Below are 17,427 nucleotides of genomic sequence, written 5' to 3'. Positions count from 1 at the left end.
GCAGCGCCCAGCCCGCGAGCGCGGCGAGCCAGCCCCAGCGCGCCGCGGCGAACGGCGCGACGACGCTCGCGAGCACCGCGCCGCCCATGATCGACGTCGAATAGACGCCCATCGCGCCGCCGACGCGTGTCGCGAAATGCGCCTTTACGAAACCGGGCAGCAGCGCCTGCACCATCGCGATCCCGACGCCCGCGCAGCAGGCGCTCGCGAGCAGCAGCCACGCGTGCTGCGCGCCGATGCGCGATACGCAGGCCAGCCCGATCAGCGCGACGCCGAGCCCTACGCCGCCCGCGATGCCCGTCACGCGCTGCAGGCGCCGCGCACTCAGCGCACCGAGCCCCATCAGCAGGATCGGGATCGTCGTCAGCAGGCTGGCCGCGCCGTCGCCGATGCCGGTCGCGCGCTGGATCATGTCGAGCAGCGGGCCGACGGCGGCGAGCGCCGGCCGCAGGTTCAGCCCGACGAGCACGATGGCGGCGAGCCGCCATCCGGGGGTAGTGAAACGATTCATCGACAGGCCCTCTGTATCGGTGCACGGCGTCCGTCCGGGCGCCGTGCGTTTTCATGTAAAGTATCTCGACATAAAGATAAATGCCGATTTATCTCGACGTCAAGATAACTGGTGAGCCGAGGAGGGTTAATGGATCGAGCCGCGCATGCGCTCGCGCAATGGCGCGCCGAGCGTCCGGATCTCGACGCGTCGTCGATGGTCGTGATGGGGCGGCTGCAGGAAGCCGCGCTGGTGATCGCGCGCGACCGTCTCAATCCGCTGTTTGCGCGCTACGGGATGCAGCCGGGCGAATTCGACGTGCTCGCGACGCTGCGGCGCGGCGGTGCGCCGTTCGCGCTGACGCCGACCGCGCTGTACGACGCGCTGATGATGTCGTCGGGCGGGATGACCGCGCGCATCGACCGGCTGCAGAAGGCCGGCTGGGTCGAGCGCCGGCCGAACCCGGCCGACGGGCGCGGCACGCTCGTCGCGCTGACGGAAACCGGCCGCGCGCTGATCGACGAAGCAGTCGTCGCGCATATCGACAACCAGCGCGCGCTGCTGGCCGCGCTGTCGGACGCGGAACAGGCGCAGTTGTCGCAATTGCTCGGAAAGTTGCTGGCGGGGCTGGCCGACGGAGCGCCGGAACGACCGGAACGACCGGAACGACCGGAACGACCGGAACGACCGGAACGACCGGAACGACCGGAAGGGTCGGAAGGGTCGGGACGAAAGTAACGTCGGCGAACGGCGGGCGCGAACGCGCCGAACGGAAAGAAGCGACACCCGCCGCGCAATGCGGCGGGCTGCGCGGATTATCGCGGGCCGCACACGGCGCGCCCGCGTCGCCGGTCAGCTGCGTGCCGGGATATTGAGCCCGCGCGCGACGGCCGGACGCGCGACGAACGCGTCGAGCGCCCGCGCGACGTGCCGGAATTCGCTGAAGCCGACCAGATCGCCCGCTTCGTAGAAGCCGACGAGGTTGCGCACCCACGGGAAGATCGCGATGTCGGCGATCGTGTACGTGTCGCCCATCATCCACTTGCGGTTTGCGAGATGCGCGTCGAGCACGCCGAGCAGGCGCATCGACTCGTCGACGTAGCGGTCGCGCGGGCGCTTGTCCTCGTAGTCGCGGCCGGCGAACTTGTGGAAGAAGCCGACCTGGCCGAACATCGGGCCGATGCCGCCCATCTGGAACATCACCCACTGGATCGTCTCGTAGCGGCCGGCGAGATCCTTCGGGATCAGCTGGCCGGTCTTGTCCGCGAGATAGATCAGGATCGCGCCCGATTCGAACAGCGGCAGCGGCTTGCCGTCGGGGCCGTTCGGATCGATGATCGCCGGGATCTTGTTGTTCGGGTTCAGCGACAGGAACGCGGGCGACAACTGGTCGTTCGTGTCGAAGCGCACGAGATGCGGCTCGTACGGCAGGCCGGTTTCCTCGAGCATGATCGATACCTTGACGCCGTTCGGCGTCGGCAGCGAGTAGAGCTGGAGACGGTCGGGATGCTGGGCCGGCCACTTTTGCGTGATCGGGAAGGCGGACAGGTCGGGCATGGAGGTTCGCTCGTCGAAGTGGATGATCCGCGTCCGCCGTATCGCTGCGTGTCGCGCCTGGGGCTCGACACGGCGGGCGGCGGGCCGCGCCGAAAAACGCCCACTGTAGCCGATCCCCGGAATCGATGCAGGCGGCGGCCGGGGTTCGGCGCGGCCGGGCTGAACGATGCGGTCGACGTGCTCTGGCAGAGATCATCCGGGACCTCGGCGGCCTCAGCGGTTTCGCTCATGCCGGCCGAGGCGGCGTCGAGGCTGCCTTGCATCGCGTCGAAATCATGTTCATTACGCGGGACTTGATGACGTGTTCCGTATTGCCGCGACCTATGCCATCGCAATCGCGCGCGGCCATGTGTTTAATGATGCAAACAAGCGTACCGGCCTCACTTGCGCATTGACGTATATGGAGCGGCAAGGTATCTCGATTCCTCGCCTTGCCGATCTCGAAGACCTCATGGTCGATGTCGCCGACGGCAGCGTCACGAGCGAGGAACTGGCCGAGTATTTCAGTGCGGTCTGGGAATTGTCCCTGTCCCGTTGAAACCCTGCCTCACGCAGCCATTCTCTGCGGCCTTGTCTTGATGACCGCGCGCCGATAACCTGCACGGGCTCGATACCTCTTCCGGATATCCGGTCGACGTTGCATTCCTCCCACGAAACGCGCCGGTCGGGCGTTCCGACGCACCGGCCTGATTCTGCCCCCCACACGCCGACATACGATGTCCTAACACGCTGCATTCAAACTGCCGCAGCACACTTGGCATCCGTTCGACCTGTTGAATCACAACATAGCGGAAGGTTTTTGTCAGGGAAAGTCCCGCCCCGCGCGTCATGGTTTTTTGTTGACCGACATCGTATAACGCCGTCATGATTTCCCGAAAGAAAGGTCCCATCCACCGACCGAAGCGAGGAGACATGAACACAACCACGATCGCGCGCCGTGCCCGCCGGATTGCCGTCGCGCTGGGCTTCACGCTGACGGCGGCAGGGGCCGCGACGGCCGTTGCCGCGCCCGTGTCGCTGAACATCGTCGACGTCGCGGGCAACCTGCAGCTCACGCAGAAGGCCATCGAAGCGTTCAAGGACAAGAACCCGAACCTCGTATCGAACGTCACGTTCACGAACGCGCCGGCGCCGCAGTTGCCGGGCAAGATCAAGGCGATGCAGGCGGCCGGGCGCTCCGACATCGACCTCGTGCTGACGGGCACCGACGCGCTGGCCGCCGGCATCGAACAGAACCTGTGGCAGAAACTGCTGCCCGACGACGCGGCCGCGTTCCCCGGCGTGCTCGACAAATACGCGCCCGGCCCGCGCAAGATGCAGGATCTCGCGCAGGGCTTCGGTCTCGCCGTCACCTACATGCCGGCCGGCCCGCTGCTCGAATACAACCCGGCGAAGGTGAGCAACCCGCCGAAGACGCCCGACCAGTTGCTCGCGTGGTGCAAGGCGCACCCGAACAAGCTGATCTACGCACGCCCGGCGAATTCGGGCCCCGGCCGCACGTTCCTGATGGGGCTGCCGTACGTGCTCGGCGACAAGAATCCGCAGGACCCGATCAACGGCTGGGACAAGACCTGGGCGTTCCTGAAGGCGTTGAACGACTGCGTGCCGTATTACCCGGGCGGCACGTCGGCCGTGATGAAGGAGCTCGGCGAGGGCACCCGCGACATGACCGTGACCGTCACCGGCTGGGATCTCAACCCGCGCGCGCTCGGCATCGTGCCGGCCGAGTTCCGGGTCCAGGCGTTCGACAACATGACGTGGGTCAACGACGCGCACTACATGGTGATTCCGAAGGGCGTGCCGAAGGAAAAGCTCGACGTGCTGTTCAAGCTGATGAACTTTCTGCTCGAACCGGCGCAGCAGGCGATGACCTACGACGACGGCTATTTCTATCCGGGCCCGGCGGTGAAGGGCGTGACGCTCGAGATGGCGCCCGCGCACAGCCAGGAGGTGATCCGCAAGTTCGGCCGCCCCGAATACGCGAAGCTGCTCGCCGATCGTCCGCACGTGCAGCCGCTCAACGCGCAGGCGATGGTCGCCGCGTTCCAGAAGTGGGATCGCGAGATCGGTTCGCAGAAATCGAAGTGACGCTTGAACCGGCGGGCGCCGCGGCGCCCGCGTGCATGGAGTTCGCGCAATGAAGCACAGTTTCGAACGCTTGCGGCTCGACGGCGTGTCCCGCAGCTTCACCAATGCGGAGGGCGCGCAGGTCGCCGCGCTGGACGGGCTCGACCTCGAGATCCGGCGCGGCGAGTTCATCGCGCTGCTCGGCCCGTCGGGCTGCGGCAAGTCGACCGCGCTGAACTGCATCGCGGGGCTGCAGCCGCTCACGAGCGGCGGCATCTGGCTCGACGACACGCGCATCGACGTGCTGCCGCCCGAGCGCCGCGGCTTCGGCATGGTGTTCCAGAACTACGCGCTGTTTCCGCACATGTCGGTGCTCGACAACGTCGGCTTCGGCCTCAAGATGCGCGGCATGGCGAAGCAGGAAACGCGGCGGCGCGCGCAGCAGGCGCTCGAACTCGTGCAGCTCGTCGGCCATGAGGGCAAGCTGCCCGGGCAGTTGTCGGGCGGGCAGCAGCAGCGCGTCGCGATCGCGCGCGCGATCGTCATCGAGCCGCCGCTCGTGCTGATGGACGAGCCGCTGTCGAACCTCGACACGAAGCTGCGCATCGAGATGCGTGCGGAGATCCGCCGTATCCACACGCAGCTCGAACGCGCGACGATCTACGTGACGCACGACCAGGACGAGGCGCTGTCGATGGCCGACCGCATCGTCGTGATGAAGGAGGGCGTCGTGCAGCAGGTCGCGTCGCCGAAGGACGTCTACACGCGCCCGCACAACCTGCATGTCGCGCGCTTCATGGGCTATCGCAACGTGCTGCCGTTCACGCTCGAAGGGATGGCCGGCGACTGCGTGAACGTCTCGGCCGGCGGCGTGCGTCTCGCGGGCGTGCCGATGGCCGGCTTCGACGCGAAGGACGTCGTGGTCGCGCTGCGCCCCGACGACATCGAGCGCGCGGACGACGCCGGCGACAACGCCGGCAACAACGCGTTCGACGCGACGGTCGAAACGGTCGAGTACGGCGGCCGCGACTCGCTGATTCGCGCGATCGCGCCGTTCGGTTCGATCTGGGCGCGCGTCGCCGGCGAATTCTCGGAAGGCGAACGGTTGCGGCTGCGCGTCGCGCCGTCGCGCACGCTCGTCTATGCGGGAGACGCGGCATGAGCCGCCCGACCGCAGCGCTGTCCCGCCGGGAGGCTGCATGAGCACGCTTGCGGCCGGCGCGCCGCGCGACGCGAAGGCCTGGCTCGTCACGCCCGCGCTCGGGTTCATCGTCGCGCTGTTCATCTATCCGTTCGCGTACGGCCTCGTGCTGTCGTTCCAGCCGACGAACGGCGGCGGCGCGCTCGCGAACTACGTGCAGTTCTTCACCGATACCGCGATGTGGCCGACCGTGCTCGTCACGCTGAAGCTCGCGGTGCCGGCCACGCTGCTCAATGTCGGCGTGTCGGTGCCCGTCGCGTTCGCGCTGCGCCGCCATTCGGCGTACCAGAAGTTCGTCACGACGCTGCTCGTGATTCCCGTCACGCTCGGCACGGTGCTCGTCGCCGACGGGATGCTCACGTACTTCGGGCCGAACGGCTGGTTCCCGCAGGCGCTGCAGGGGCTGCACCTGTACACCGACGAAGTGCGCCTCACGCACAACTACTGGGGCGTGCTGCTGTCGCTGATCGTGTCGGGCTTTCCGTTCGCATTCCTGCTGATGCTGTCGTACATCAGCGGCATCGACCCGACGCTCGCGCGCGCGGCCGCGACGCTCGGCGCGAACCCGTGGCAGCAGTTCCGGCAGATCTACCTGCCGTTGCTCGTGCCGGGGCTCACGATGGCCGCGTGCCTGTCGTTCGTGCAAGCGTTCTCGGTGTTCCCGTCGGCCGTGCTGCTCGGCGCGCCGGCCGGGCCGACACGCGTGATCTCGATCGCGGCGGCCGAGGCCGCGTTCGAGAGCTACGACTATTCGCTCGCGTCGGCGATCGCGATCGTGATGGGCTTCGTGCAGTTGCTGGTGGTCGCATCGATGCTCGGCGCGCGCCGCTTCTTCTACACGGGGCCGGTGACGGGGGGCAAGGGCTGATGGCGACCGACAATCGTGCCGCGCCGGCCTGGCCGCCGAAGCAGGGTTCGCCCGATGCACGGCCCGTCGATGCGAGGCAGCCGCAAAAGATGAGAAGCAACCTCGCCGGCCGTGCCTGGAAGGCGCTCGTCTGGGGGCTGATGGCGTTCTTCCTGCTGAACGTGATGCTGCTGATCGCGACCGTCGCGGTGAACTCGGTCGCGACGCGCTGGTTCGGCACGCCGCTGCCGCAGGGCTTCACGCTGCGCTGGTATGCGAAGGCGTGGCTGGACTTCCAGCTCGCGAGCGTGCTGTGGGTAACTGTCGAGGTCGTCGGCGCGGTCGTGCTGCTGTCGATCGCGCTCGGCGTGCCGGCCGCCTATGCGCTCGCGCGCGTGCAGTTTCGCGGCAAGCGCTTCGCGCTGCTGGTGTTCCTGCTGCCGCTGATGGTGCCGCCCGTCACGTACGGGATTCCGATGGCGACCGTGATGTACAAGGTCGGGCTCGCGGGCACGCTGCCGGGCGTGATCCTCGCGAACCTCGTGCCGGCGCTGCCGTTCGTGATCCTCGTGATGACGCCGTTCATCGAACAGATCGACCCGAATCTCGAAGCCGCCGCGCGCATCTTCGGCGCGAATACGTGGCGCTATTTCCGCTACGTGCTGCTGCCGCTGCTCGTGCCGGGCATGCTCGCGGCCGGGCTGCTCGTGCTGGTGCGCACGATCGGGATGTTCGAGCTGACGTTCTTCACCGCGGGCCCGAGCACGCAGACGCTCGTCGTCGCGCTGTATTACGCGGTGTTCTCGACCGGCGTGCGCGCGCCGCAGTCGATCGACGCGATGGCGATGATCTACATGGTCATCACGCTCGTGTGGGTCGTGATCGCGCTGCAGTTCGTGAGCCCGACGCAGCTCGTCAGCCGCGTGAAGCAGGAGCGGCAGTAGGCGCGGGCGCGGCAGCGGGCGATCGCGTCCGTGCAATTGGTTACAAATGGATACCGCGAACGACACGCGGACGTTGCAGACTACGCGGCATACCGGCCGGCGAACGTGTTCCCGCGCGCCCCCCGACGTTTACTCGACAACGGATCTCCATGAAGTTTCAAACGCTGCTGACACTCGGCTGTGCCTCGACGCTGCTGGCCGCCTGCAACCTGCTCCACGACGGTCCCGGATCGAACGACGTCGACGCCGCGGTGCGCCGCGCGCTCGAAGCGGAAAACCACGGCGGCCTGAACGCGCTGTTCGGCCAGCCGCTGCCGGTGTCGGCCGATGTCGTGTCGGCGAAGCCGGACGGCGACTGCAAGAAGCTCGGCGATCGCACGTACTCGTGCGACGTCGTCGTCACGTGGCGCAATGCCGATTACTCGCCGTCGCGCGCGAACCTGACCTTCGTGAAGGCCGCCGACGGCTCGTGGCAGACCTCGGGCGTCGACGCGGCGCTCGCGACCGGCACCGCGAAATCGCTGATCGACCAGATCGGCAAGGCGTGGCATGGCGACGCGGCCAGCGGCGCGTCGGCGCCGAAGTGACGTCGCCGCGGACTCCGGTTTGACCATCCGACGATCGGGACATTCGCGCCGTGCTGGCGAGCTTCCCGACGCGTTGCAGGTCGGGGGCCGGTTCCGTTTTCGAATCGGGACCGGATCGCGCCGCCACGGCGCGCATTCATCGCGATTCGAATGAGCGAATTTAAGAAAAAGAATAGCGAATTAAAAATCGAATCGAAATTCTGAAAGCAAAACAAAATGCATCCTTCGCGCGGTGACGTTCCCGTGCGGGAAGTGCAATGCCGTCAATAATCCGCGTTTAATCGCCTCCGGCTTGCAGTCGCATTTGATGCAACCTATATATATGACTAATCGCATCGTGCCGCACCGGTAATCCGGCATGCGGCGGGCATGACCAGATATCAAGAAACCGGGTGCGGAAGGGGAACCCAGCATGGGCAATAGCGTGTGTGTCGCACGAATGTGTTCGGGTACCCGGTTTCCGCATGTATTGCGCGCGCTTGCCCGTGCCGACCGCCTGCCGTTCGCGCCGATCGTTCGAAGCGCGGCGTTGCGCCGGACAGTGACGCTGATGGCCTGCGTTGCCGCGATGACCGGCCCCGGCGCCTGCCTCGCGGCAGAGCCCGGCCTGACTGACGGCGCGATCCGCCTTGGGATGGTCAACGCGCAATCGGGCAATTCGGCAGGCCTCGGGCGCGGGCTGCTGGCGGGCGCGCAAGCCGTGTTCGACGACGTGAACGCGCGCGGCGGCGTGCATGGCAGGAAGATCGACCTCGTGGTCGGCGACGATCGCTACGAGCCCGACAGGACCGTCGACAGCACGCTGGAGATGATCGAACGGGGCAATGTGTTCGCGCTGTTCGGCTATGTCGGCACGCCGACGACCACCGCGGTGCTGCCGATCATCCGGGAGGCCGGCATTCCGCTCGTCGGCCCGTTCACCGGCGCGATGGCGCTGCGCAAGCCGGTCGTGCCGGAGGTCTTCAACATCCGCGCCAGCTATGAAGACGAGACCCGCGCGCTGGTCGACCATTTCATCGCGCACGACGGCGCGAAACGGTTCGCGGTGTTCTATCAGGACGACGGCTTCGGGCTCGCGGTGCTGGCGGGCACGCGGCTGGCGCTGCAGCGCCATGGCCTGGACGTCGTCGCGACCGGCACGTTCCGTCGCGGGACCACCGCGGTCGACACGGGCCTCGCGTCGCTGCTGGACGGCCAGCCGGACGTCGTCGTCATGGCCGGCCCCTATACGCCGATTGCCGCGTTCATCCGCGCGGCACGTCGCGAAGGCCTGAAGGCCCGGCTCGCATCGGTATCGTTCGTCGGCACCGACGACCTGCTGCGCCTGGTCGGCGACGAAGGGGACGGCACGCTGATCTCGCAGGTCGTGCCGCTTCCGCAGAACGACCGGGACGTGATCCGCGACTGCGTACGGCTGATCGAGCAGCGCTTTCCGGGAGAACACGCGGGCGTGGTGCACATCGAGGGCTGCATCGACGCGAAGATCATGCTGATCGGCCTCGAACGCGCCGGCCCGTCGCCGACCCGGGCGGCGCTGAAGCAGGCGCTCGAATCGATCCGGCATCTCGACCTGGGCGGTCTGGTCGCCGATCTGGGCGCGGACAATCACCAGGCGCTGAATGCGGTGTTCCTCTCGGAAATCGCGCACGGCCGCATCGCGCCCGTGGACGCGCCGGCCAGATAACCAGCCGGATGGCCGCGCGCGGGCCGTCCCGATCCCGGAGGCTGCATGGACATCAAGGCCAAGCTTGTCACCGGCACCAGCCTGATGCTGCTGGGTGCGCTGGCGATTTCCGCGACCAGCCTGATCGCGGTGCACGGCATTGCGTCCGGCGTGCGCACGCTGACGACCGAATCGTTGCCGCTGCAGGTGCGCAGCAACGAACTCCAGCGCGCGTACGCGGAGCTCGCGGTGGATTTCGGCCGGCTCGAGCAGGCGCAGGACGCGTCCGAGCAGGAGCAGGCCGCGGCGGAGATCGAAACGCAATTGCAGCGGACTGCCGCCCTCATGGCCGCCGTGCGCGCGATCGACGGGCACGGCGTCGACGCGCCGTCCACCGACCTGCGCACGATGCTGCGGTCGATGAGCGAAGGCGTCGGCCAGCGTCTGCGGGACGAGGCACGGCTGGGCGCCGAAACCCGTCTGGTCGAGCGCATCCAGGCACGGGGCGACGCATTTATGGGCACGATCCGCGCCGAAACCGAACGGCTGGACAGCCAGGCCAGCGCGGCGGTGAGCGACGCGCTGGCGGCCAACACCGCGTACAACCGGACGATTCATGCGCTCGGCCAGGTTCGCATGAACGTCAAGGACATCGTCAGCGTTGCCGATCATGTCGACGCCGCGCCGAGCCGGTACCGGCTCGCTCCGCTGCGGGATCGCATGCAGGCGGCCATCGGCGGTGCGCGCAATGCGCTGGCGATCGCAGCGCCGAGCCTCGAGGCCGCCACGACGCAGGACGTCGCGAATGCGCTCGGGCGCGCGGCGGCCGACATCCTCGACGGCAACGACAGCCTTGTCGCGCTGCGCGGCAGGATGTTCGTGGAGCCGTCCGTCGCGACACGCTATCGCGCCAGGGCGGACAAGGTCCTGCAGTCCCTCGATGCGCTGGACACGAAGCTGGCGGAAATCGCCGACCCGTTCGCGCTGCGGATCGTCAAGGCGCGACAGCGCCTCGACGAAACGATCGCGCTCCAGCGGCAGGCGGCCCGGATCAGGTACCTGTCGACCGTCGTCAACGGCGGCATCAAGGAACTGGCGGCCGACCTTCGCATGGTCGCGCAAAGCAAAAGCACGGAACATCTCCAGCGTGTCGACGCCGACGCACGGGAGAATATCGGCAAGCTCGCCGCCGCCGCGAGCGCGCTGCGCGATGCACTCGTCGCGAGCGGGCAGCGCGAGTCGAGCCGCGCGCAGGATGTGGTTCCGCTGGCCGCGGAACTGGCCGGATCCGCACGCCGCATCGTCGCGGTGCGGTCGAACATGTTGTCCAACGACGCGAGCATGCAGCGCATCATCGCGGACGTGGAGACGACCGCGAATCGCCTCGCGGCCTACACGGAGCAGGAGGCCGTGCGCGTCGATCTGCAGCAGCGCAGCATCGTGTCGCAGGTCAATCGCGCGGTGACGAGCGCCATCGCGATGATCGTCGCCGTGTCGTATTTGCTCGCGATCGGCAGCCTCGTGATCAGTCATCGCCTCGGCACGTCGATCTCCCGCCCGCTGGGGAATCTGACGCGCACCATGGCCCGCATCCGCAGCGGCAGCGACCTGTCCCTGCGCATGTCCCACAAGGGCCGCGACGAAGTCGCGACCCTGATCGCCGGCTTCAACACGATGCTCGACGAAATCGAACGTCGCGACATCGACCTGCAGGCGGCAATCGCCGCGGCCGAAACCGCGAATTCGGCGAAATCGGAATTTCTCGCGAGAATGAGTCACGAGATCCGCACGCCGATGAACGGCGTGCTCGGCATGACCGAGCTGCTGCAACGCACGCGCCTGACGTCGAAGCAGCGCAAGTTCGTCGACACCGTGTATCGATCCGGTCAGACGCTGCTCATCATCATCGACGACATACTCGATTTTTCGAAGATCGAGGCCGGCAAGCTGACGCTGGAGCACATCGATTTCAACCTGCACCAATTGCTCGACGATGTCGTCGCGCTGCTGGAACCCAATGCGCAGCGCAAGGAGCTTGCGCTGGCATTCCGCAAGGCGGATACCGTGCCGCAATGGATGCGCGGCGACCCGGTCCGGCTGCGCCAGATCCTGACGAACCTGATCGGCAATGCAATCAAGTTCACCGAGCGCGGGCAGGTCGAGCTGGCCGTGTCGTATACGGACGACGGCCGCGTCGTGTTCGCGGTCGCCGACAGCGGCATCGGCATCGCGCCGGACATGGCCGCGCAGTTGTTCCGGCCGTTCCAGCAGGCCGACAGCTCGACCGCGCGCAAATACGGCGGAACCGGGCTGGGGCTCGTGATTTCCCGCCAGCTGGCCGAGATGATGGGCGGCGAGCTCACGCTCGAATCGACGCCCGGCAAGGGCTCGGTGTTCACCGTGACCGCGCGGCTCGAGCCGGCGTCCGGCGCGGTCGACGTCGCGGCGGGCGCAAGGTCGTCGCTCGCGGGATTGAAGGTGCTGATCGTGGACGACAGCGAGACCGATCGCAGCGTGCTCGTCGAACATGCGATCGAATGGCAGCTGTGCGTCGCGACGGCCATCGGCGGCGACGATGCGCTGTCGCAGTTGCGGGCGGCCGTCGCCGACGGGACGCCGTTCGATCTGGCCATCGTCGACGTACGGATGCCGGGCATGGACGGTATCTCGCTCGTGCAGCACATCCGCTACGACCCGTCGCTGCGTGCGCTCAGGATCGTCACGCTGACCGCGTTCGAGATGATGGACAGCATCCAGGTCGCGCGCGAACTCGACATCGACGCCCGGCTGACGAAGCCGCTCCATGGCGCGGAGCTTTATACGGCCATCGCATCGGCGATGCATATGAGGCCGCCGCCGCTGCCTTCGGCCGCGCCGGTGTCCGACGAAGCCGGGGCGGACGCGGCGCTGCCGCCCGACGCCGGATCGGCGCGCGTGCTGCTGGTCGAGGACAACGTGGTCAATCAGCAGATCGCGCTGGCGATGCTGGAGGACACCGGCTATCGGGTGGCCGTGGCCGAAGACGGCCGGCAGGCGCTGAAGATGCTGGCGGACGAAGCGTTCGACGTGGTCCTGATGGATTGCCAGATGCCGCTGCTGGACGGCTTCGAGGCGACGCGGCTGCTGCGTCGGCACGAAGCGGCAGCCGGCGCGCCGCGTCTGCCGGTCATCGCGTTGACGGCCAACGCGCTCAGCGGTGACCGGGAGCGCTGCCTGGCCGCCGGCATGGACGACTACCTGGGAAAACCGTTCCGTCGCGATGCGCTGCTGCAGATGCTCGCGCGCCATACCCGCGGCGCGGCGTCCGGGCCGGCCGTCGCGAGCGGCGACGCGGGAACCCAAGCCGGCATCGAAGCGGGCACCGAAGCCGGCGGGGCGACCACCGCCGATCCGGGCGGCGACGCGAACGTGATCGACCGCAAGGCGCTCGACACATTGCGCGCGCTCCAGCGGCCGGGCCGCCCCGATATCCTGACCCGCATCATCGATCAGTTCACGCTGGATGCGCCGCGGCTGATCCGCGACATGCACGCGGCCGTCGAAGCGGGCGATGCCGATGCGCTGAGGCTGGCCGCCCATACGCTGAAGTCGAGCAGTGCGAACGTCGGCGCGCACGTGCTGTCGGCCCGCTGCAAGGAGATCGAGCAACGGGCGCGCGCTGCCGACGTCGCCGCGGCAGCCGACCTCGTCGCCGGCACGGACGCCGAATTCGGGCACGCGCAGGCCGCGTTGACAGCGGAACGCATGGTGGAGGATTGAGCGGCCTGCCGGACGATCGCGGTGGCGATCGCGGCGGGTCGAAAACAGGAGAACGGTCGTGACCGAGGAAAATGTCGATGCACCGGTGATTCTGATCGTCGACGACGATGCGATGACGCGCCTGCTGGTCGTGGAAACCCTCGAGCCGGAGGGTTTTCGCGTCGAGGAAGCGACCGGGCCGCAGGAGGGCATCGACGCGTTCCTGCGTCATCGTCCCGCCGTGGTGCTGCTCGACGTCGAGATGCCCGGCGGCGACGGCTTCGCCTGCTGCCGCCGGCTGCGCGCGCTGCCGGAAGGTCGCCGTGTGCCGATCGTCATGCTCACGGGCAACGACGACGACGCGTCGATCGCCAGTGCCTTCGACGCCGGCGCGACCGATTTCGTCTCCAAGCCGATGCGCTGGAAGCTGCTCGGCTACCGGCTCCGCTACCTGCTGCGCGCGGCCGCGACGCTCGAAAAGCTCGCGACCGCCGAGATCAGCCTGACGCATGCGCAGGCGCTCGCGCATCTGGGCAACTGGGAGTATCAGGCCGGCCGGACCGACGGCAACTGGTCGCCGGAGCTGTTCCGGATCCTCGGGCTCGACCCCGAGTGCACGCCGCCGACCTTCGATCGGCTGCTGCAAGCCGTGCCGGTCGACGAGCAGCCGCTTTTGATCCAGTCGTTCACGAGCCTGCGCACCGAGGGCGCCCCGTTCTCGCTCGAGCATCGGCTGCTTCACCCGGACGGCACCGAGCGCCACGTGCTGCACCACGCGGAGGCGGGGCGCGACCTGAACCACTCGATCATCCTGCGCGGCATCGTGCAGGACATCACCGAGCGCAAGATGCAGCAGGGGCGCATCGAATACCTCGCCAACCACGATGCGCTGACCGGCCTGCCCAATCGCAACCTGCTGAGCGACCGCATGGAGCAGGCGATGTCGCACGCGCGGCGCACGGGACACCTGATCGCGGTGATGGTGCTCGACCTGGACCGCTTCAAGCACGTCAACGACACCTTCGGCCATTCGGTCGGCGACGGCCTGCTGCGGGCCGTCTCGGCCCGGCTCAAGGCTGCCGTGCGCGACGGCGACACGGTCGCGCGGCTCGGCGGCGACGAGTTCGTCGTGATGCTGGTCAACCTGTCGACCGCGGCGGATGCGGACGCGGTCGCCCGCAAGGTCCTGAGCACCTTCGGCGCGCCGTTCATGCTCGACGGACACGACCTGCACGTGACGACGAGCATCGGCGTCAGCGTTTGTCCGACCGACGGCGCCGACGCGGAGACGCTGCTGAAGACGGCCGACGCCGCGCTGTATTGCGCGAAGGAACGCGGTCGAAACGGCTACAGCTTCTACACGCGCGAGCTGGGCGCCCGCGTGGAAGAACAGGCCGAACTCGAAAACGCGCTGCACGAGGCCGTCGCGAACGGCGAACTGGAGCTGTACTACCAGCCGAAGGTCGATCTCAAAACCGGCCGGATCAGCGGCGTCGAGGCGCTGATTCGCTGGCGCCGCCCCGGCATCGGCGTGATTCCGCCCGACCGCTTCATCCCGATCGCCGAGGAAACCGGGCTGATTCTGCCGATCGGCGAATGGGTGCTGCGCACGGCCTGCGCGCAGGCCGTCGCGTGGCGTCACGACGGGCATGCGCCGCTACGGATCGCCGTCAACCTGTCGGCACGCCAGTTCCGGCAGCAGAACATGGCCGACGTGGTGCACAGGACGCTGCGGGATACCGGCCTGGAGCCGGCCTGGCTCGAACTCGAGTTGACCGAAAGCGTGCTGATGCAGGACCGCAACGCGATCGCGCACACGCTGCGCGAACTGAAGGCGCTCGGCGTCGTGCTGTCGCTGGACGACTTCGGCACCGGCTATTCCAGCCTGTCGTACCTGAAGGACCTGCCCATCGATGTCGTCAAGATCGACAAGTCGTTCCTCAGCGACGTCACCACGAGCGCGGAAGGCGCGTCGCTGACGCGCTCGATCATCGCGATGGCGGAGTCGCTGCACATGGAGACGGTGGCCGAGGGCGTGGAGACGGAAGCGCAGCTTTCGTTCCTGAACCGGCACCGTTGCCATGCGATGCAGGGCTATTACTTCAGCCATCCGGTCACCGGGACGGAAATCGCCGACATGCTCTCCGCCGGCTCGGAGCTTCCCGAGCATTGCCGGCAGCGCGAGCTGCTGCACCGGACGCTGCTGCTGGTCGACCACGACCCGGCCGTCCTGCAGACGCTCAGGCAGGCGCTGGGCCGCGACGGCTACGAGGTTCTCGGCACGACCGATCCCGCCGACGCGCTCGACCTGCTCGCGCAACATCGCGTCGGCGTGATCGTGTCGGACTTCCGCATGCCGAGCCTGTCCGGGATCGACCTGTTGCAGCGCGTCAAGGCACTCTATCCGGACATCGTGCGCATCCTGCTGTCCGGCTATGGCGAAGGGCAGTCGATCGCCGCCGCGCCCGGCGACGGGTCGGTCCAGAAGCTCCTGATCAAACCGTGGGATGTCGAGCTGTTGCGCACGCACATTGCCGAGTCGTTCAAGCGATTCGAGCGCAGCACGTTGCACAACCGGATAGGCCTCGACGCCGCCCGCATCGGCATGCGCCCGTCCTCCGTCAGGCCCGTCGAAGCGGCCGATTCCCGCGATCGCGCTTGAGCGACGCTGCGACGCTCGCGCGTCCCGCGCGGTGCCCGGGCGCGAACTGGCGGGCGAAACGACGACGAAAAAGGGGGTGATCACGGCGATCCCACGGCATGCGTCCGGCGATATAGGGAAAACCCTTATCTCGGGGTATAATCGCTGGCTGAGAGAAAGGTCGAACCATGCCAGAACGTTTCCAAACCCTTGAAAAGTTTGTGTTTTCCCTCGTCGTGATGTCCGCGGTCGTGTGCTCGGCATTCCTCGCGTACGAGCGTCACCCCGAGATCAAGATCGCGCTGCACGAAGGCGAAGCGCTGATGCGCGAGAGCGCCAAGTATTCGGTCATCTGCTCGCCGTCCAAGGTCGATCCTTGCGTCGAGATGTCCGCCTACTGAAATTAGCGGCGGGCTCGGCGCGCCGAGCGGTGCGCTGCAGCCGAAACGGACGTTTTTCATGATTCGTCCCGTTCGGTTTCAGACTGGCCCTACCGCGTCGGCGGTTCGAATTCCTTGAAGTAGTGCCCATCAGGCGTTCAGAAACCGGCCGCAGGACAGGGCGGATGCACGAACCCGTCACGTGCCGAGTCGCTGGCGTAAGCCGCCCCCGGATTCAGTCGGCCCCGCTTCGAGCAATCGAGCGGGGCCGTTCTGTTTGCGCGGTTGCAACGATCGCCCGCACCGGCAAGCATCACACGAGTCGCACGACATGCCGCGGCTCACCGCCCGCAAACGCGGCGACGTTGTCGACGAGCTGATCGGCGAGCGCCTGCATCGCCTCGTCGCTCGCCCATGCGACGTGCGGCGTCAGGATGAATGCCGGATGCGACAGGATCGCGTGGAACGGATGCGCGGCCGGCAGCGGTTCCTGCGTGACCACATCGAACCCGGCGCCCGCGATCTGCCCCGACTGCAATGCGTCGACGAGCGCGCTTTCGTCCACGAGCCCGCCGCGTGCGGTATTGATCAGCAGCGGCCGGCGTGTCATCCGCGCGAATGCGGCGGCATCGATCAGGTGCCGCGTCGCGGGCGTGAGCGGGCAGTGCAGCGTGATCACGTCGCTGTCGCGCAGCAGCGTGTCGAGCGGCGCGTAGCCGTCGCCGGCGGCATCGCCGTGCGCCGCGAACAGCACGCGCATGTCGAGCGCACGCGCGATGCCGGCCACCGCGCGCCCGAGCACGCCGTCGCCGACGATCCCAAGCGTCGAGCCGGCCAGGTCGCGGATCGGATGATCGAAGAAGCAGAACTGCCCGCTGTCGAGCCAGCGTCCCGCGCGCACCGCGTCGCGGTAAGCCACGAGACTGCGGCGCAGCGCGAAGATCAGCGCGAACGTATGCTCGGGCACCGTGCGGACCGCATACCCGCGTATGTTGCTCACGACGATCCCGCGTGCCGCGCACGCGCCGAGATCGACGATGTCGGTACCGGTTGCGGCGATCGCGATCATTCGCACGCGCCGCGCACCGGCGAGTGTCGCCGCGTCGAGCCGCACCTTGTTGGTCACGACGATATCGGCGTCGGCAATGCGCGGCGCGACTTCGTGCGCGCTCGTCCGTTCGAACGCATGCAATTCGTGCGAAAACGGGAACGGCTTCAGCACGGTTTGCGGCGACAGCGTCGCGCGGTCGAGAAACACGATCTTCGCGGGTGAGGAAACGGAAAACATGGCGGGTCTCGCTGGCAGTGACAG

General features: G+C 67.6%; 14 protein-coding genes. 11 read left to right on the top strand and 3 right to left on the bottom strand.

The features are described 5' to 3' along the window. Positions 1–511: MFS transporter (locus ACPUER_RS27710; protein ID WP_425132656.1), on the bottom strand; the 511-nt coding region annotated here is incomplete at its 3' end. A 129-nt stretch (positions 512–640) separates the two neighbouring features. On the opposite strand from ACPUER_RS27710, the gene ACPUER_RS27705 reads away from it, so the two are divergent. Continuing rightward, positions 641–1,228 carry a MarR family winged helix-turn-helix transcriptional regulator gene (locus ACPUER_RS27705; protein WP_425132655.1) on the top strand — a complete coding sequence of 196 codons (588 nt, stop codon included), beginning with the start codon at positions 641–643 and terminating at the stop codon, positions 1,226–1,228. Positions 1,229–1,342: 114 nt separating this feature from the next. Here the strand turns inward: ACPUER_RS27705 and ACPUER_RS27700 are convergent, their stop codons facing one another. Then, entirely contained in the window at positions 1,343–2,047 is a 705-nt protein-coding gene (locus ACPUER_RS27700) for a glutathione S-transferase N-terminal domain-containing protein (RefSeq protein WP_425132654.1), read from the bottom strand. 301 nt (positions 2,048–2,348) lie between these two features. Between ACPUER_RS27700 and ACPUER_RS27695 the strand changes: the two genes are divergently transcribed. The 10 genes from ACPUER_RS27695 to ACPUER_RS27650 all read left to right on the top strand — a co-directional run bounded on the left by ACPUER_RS27695 (position 2,349) and on the right by ACPUER_RS27650 (position 16,136). Next, positions 2,349–2,585 (top strand): type II toxin-antitoxin system death-on-curing family toxin, encoded by a 237-nt coding sequence (locus ACPUER_RS27695; protein WP_425132653.1) that lies wholly within the window; start codon positions 2,349–2,351, stop codon positions 2,583–2,585. A gap of 374 nt (positions 2,586–2,959) precedes the next feature. Continuing rightward, on the top strand, positions 2,960–4,135 hold the full coding sequence (locus tag ACPUER_RS27690) for an ABC transporter substrate-binding protein (RefSeq protein WP_175961417.1): 1,176 nt from the start codon (positions 2,960–2,962) through the stop codon (positions 4,133–4,135). 49 nt (positions 4,136–4,184) lie between these two features. Continuing rightward, a complete protein-coding gene (locus ACPUER_RS27685; protein WP_425132652.1) occupies positions 4,185–5,276 on the top strand; it encodes an ABC transporter ATP-binding protein in 1,092 nt (363 codons plus the stop codon). Positions 5,277–5,313: 37 nt separating this feature from the next. Continuing rightward, positions 5,314–6,183, top strand: coding sequence for an ABC transporter permease (locus ACPUER_RS27680; protein ID WP_175961415.1), 870 nt, complete (start codon positions 5,314–5,316; stop codon positions 6,181–6,183). Then, positions 6,183–7,106 carry an ABC transporter permease gene (locus ACPUER_RS27675; RefSeq protein WP_175961414.1) on the top strand — a complete coding sequence of 308 codons (924 nt, stop codon included), beginning with the start codon at positions 6,183–6,185 and terminating at the stop codon, positions 7,104–7,106. Before ACPUER_RS27680 ends, ACPUER_RS27675 begins: the two co-directional genes overlap by 1 nt. A gap of 149 nt (positions 7,107–7,255) precedes the next feature. Further along, a complete protein-coding gene (locus ACPUER_RS27670) occupies positions 7,256–7,693 on the top strand; it encodes a hypothetical protein (RefSeq protein WP_034184197.1) in 438 nt (145 codons plus the stop codon). Positions 7,694–8,243: 550 nt separating this feature from the next. Next, complete coding sequence (locus ACPUER_RS27665; RefSeq protein ID WP_425132651.1) at positions 8,244–9,377, top strand: ABC transporter substrate-binding protein; 1,134 nt, start codon at positions 8,244–8,246, stop codon at positions 9,375–9,377. Positions 9,378–9,422: 45 nt separating this feature from the next. Continuing rightward, entirely contained in the window at positions 9,423–13,115 is a 3,693-nt protein-coding gene (locus ACPUER_RS27660) for a response regulator (RefSeq protein WP_425132650.1), read from the top strand. A 58-nt stretch (positions 13,116–13,173) separates the two neighbouring features. After that, positions 13,174–15,756 carry an EAL domain-containing protein gene (locus ACPUER_RS27655; protein WP_425132649.1) on the top strand — a complete coding sequence of 861 codons (2,583 nt, stop codon included), beginning with the start codon at positions 13,174–13,176 and terminating at the stop codon, positions 15,754–15,756. Positions 15,757–15,923: 167 nt separating this feature from the next. Continuing rightward, a complete protein-coding gene (locus ACPUER_RS27650) occupies positions 15,924–16,136 on the top strand; it encodes a hypothetical protein (protein ID WP_006497261.1) in 213 nt (70 codons plus the stop codon). A gap of 292 nt (positions 16,137–16,428) precedes the next feature. Here ACPUER_RS27650 and ACPUER_RS27645 read toward each other — a convergent pair whose 3' ends face one another. Beyond that, positions 16,429–17,403, bottom strand: coding sequence for a D-2-hydroxyacid dehydrogenase (locus ACPUER_RS27645; protein WP_425132648.1), 975 nt, complete (start codon positions 17,401–17,403; stop codon positions 16,429–16,431). Positions 17,404–17,427 lie beyond the last annotated feature (24 nt).

It is taken from the genome of Burkholderia sp. DN3021 (assembly GCF_049805555.1).
Classification (GTDB): Bacteria; Pseudomonadota; Gammaproteobacteria; order Burkholderiales; family Burkholderiaceae; genus Burkholderia; species Burkholderia pyrrocinia_C.
Note: the sequence above shows the minus strand (reverse complement) of the source record. Positions and strands in the feature narration are given on the sequence as shown.

What these genes read in the sequence shown, in the direction of transcription:
- ACPUER_RS27705 (WP_425132655.1), top strand. Translation starts at nt 641, where the DNA reads ATGGATCGAGCCGCGCATGCGCTCGCGCAATGGCGCGCCGAGCGTCCG.
- ACPUER_RS27700 (WP_425132654.1), bottom strand. Translation starts at nt 2,047, where the DNA reads ATGCCCGACCTGTCCGCCTTCCCGATCACGCAAAAGTGGCCGGCCCAG.
- ACPUER_RS27690 (WP_175961417.1), top strand. Translation starts at nt 2,960, where the DNA reads ATGAACACAACCACGATCGCGCGCCGTGCCCGCCGGATTGCCGTCGCG.
- ACPUER_RS27685 (WP_425132652.1), top strand. Translation starts at nt 4,185, where the DNA reads ATGAAGCACAGTTTCGAACGCTTGCGGCTCGACGGCGTGTCCCGCAGC.
- ACPUER_RS27680 (WP_175961415.1), top strand. Translation starts at nt 5,314, where the DNA reads ATGAGCACGCTTGCGGCCGGCGCGCCGCGCGACGCGAAGGCCTGGCTC.
- ACPUER_RS27675 (WP_175961414.1), top strand. Translation starts at nt 6,183, where the DNA reads ATGGCGACCGACAATCGTGCCGCGCCGGCCTGGCCGCCGAAGCAGGGT.
- ACPUER_RS27670 (WP_034184197.1), top strand. Translation starts at nt 7,256, where the DNA reads ATGAAGTTTCAAACGCTGCTGACACTCGGCTGTGCCTCGACGCTGCTG.
- ACPUER_RS27665 (WP_425132651.1), top strand. Translation starts at nt 8,244, where the DNA reads ATGGCCTGCGTTGCCGCGATGACCGGCCCCGGCGCCTGCCTCGCGGCA.
- ACPUER_RS27660 (WP_425132650.1), top strand. Translation starts at nt 9,423, where the DNA reads ATGGACATCAAGGCCAAGCTTGTCACCGGCACCAGCCTGATGCTGCTG.
- ACPUER_RS27650 (WP_006497261.1), top strand. Translation starts at nt 15,924, where the DNA reads ATGCCAGAACGTTTCCAAACCCTTGAAAAGTTTGTGTTTTCCCTCGTC.
- ACPUER_RS27645 (WP_425132648.1), bottom strand. Translation starts at nt 17,403, where the DNA reads ATGTTTTCCGTTTCCTCACCCGCGAAGATCGTGTTTCTCGACCGCGCG.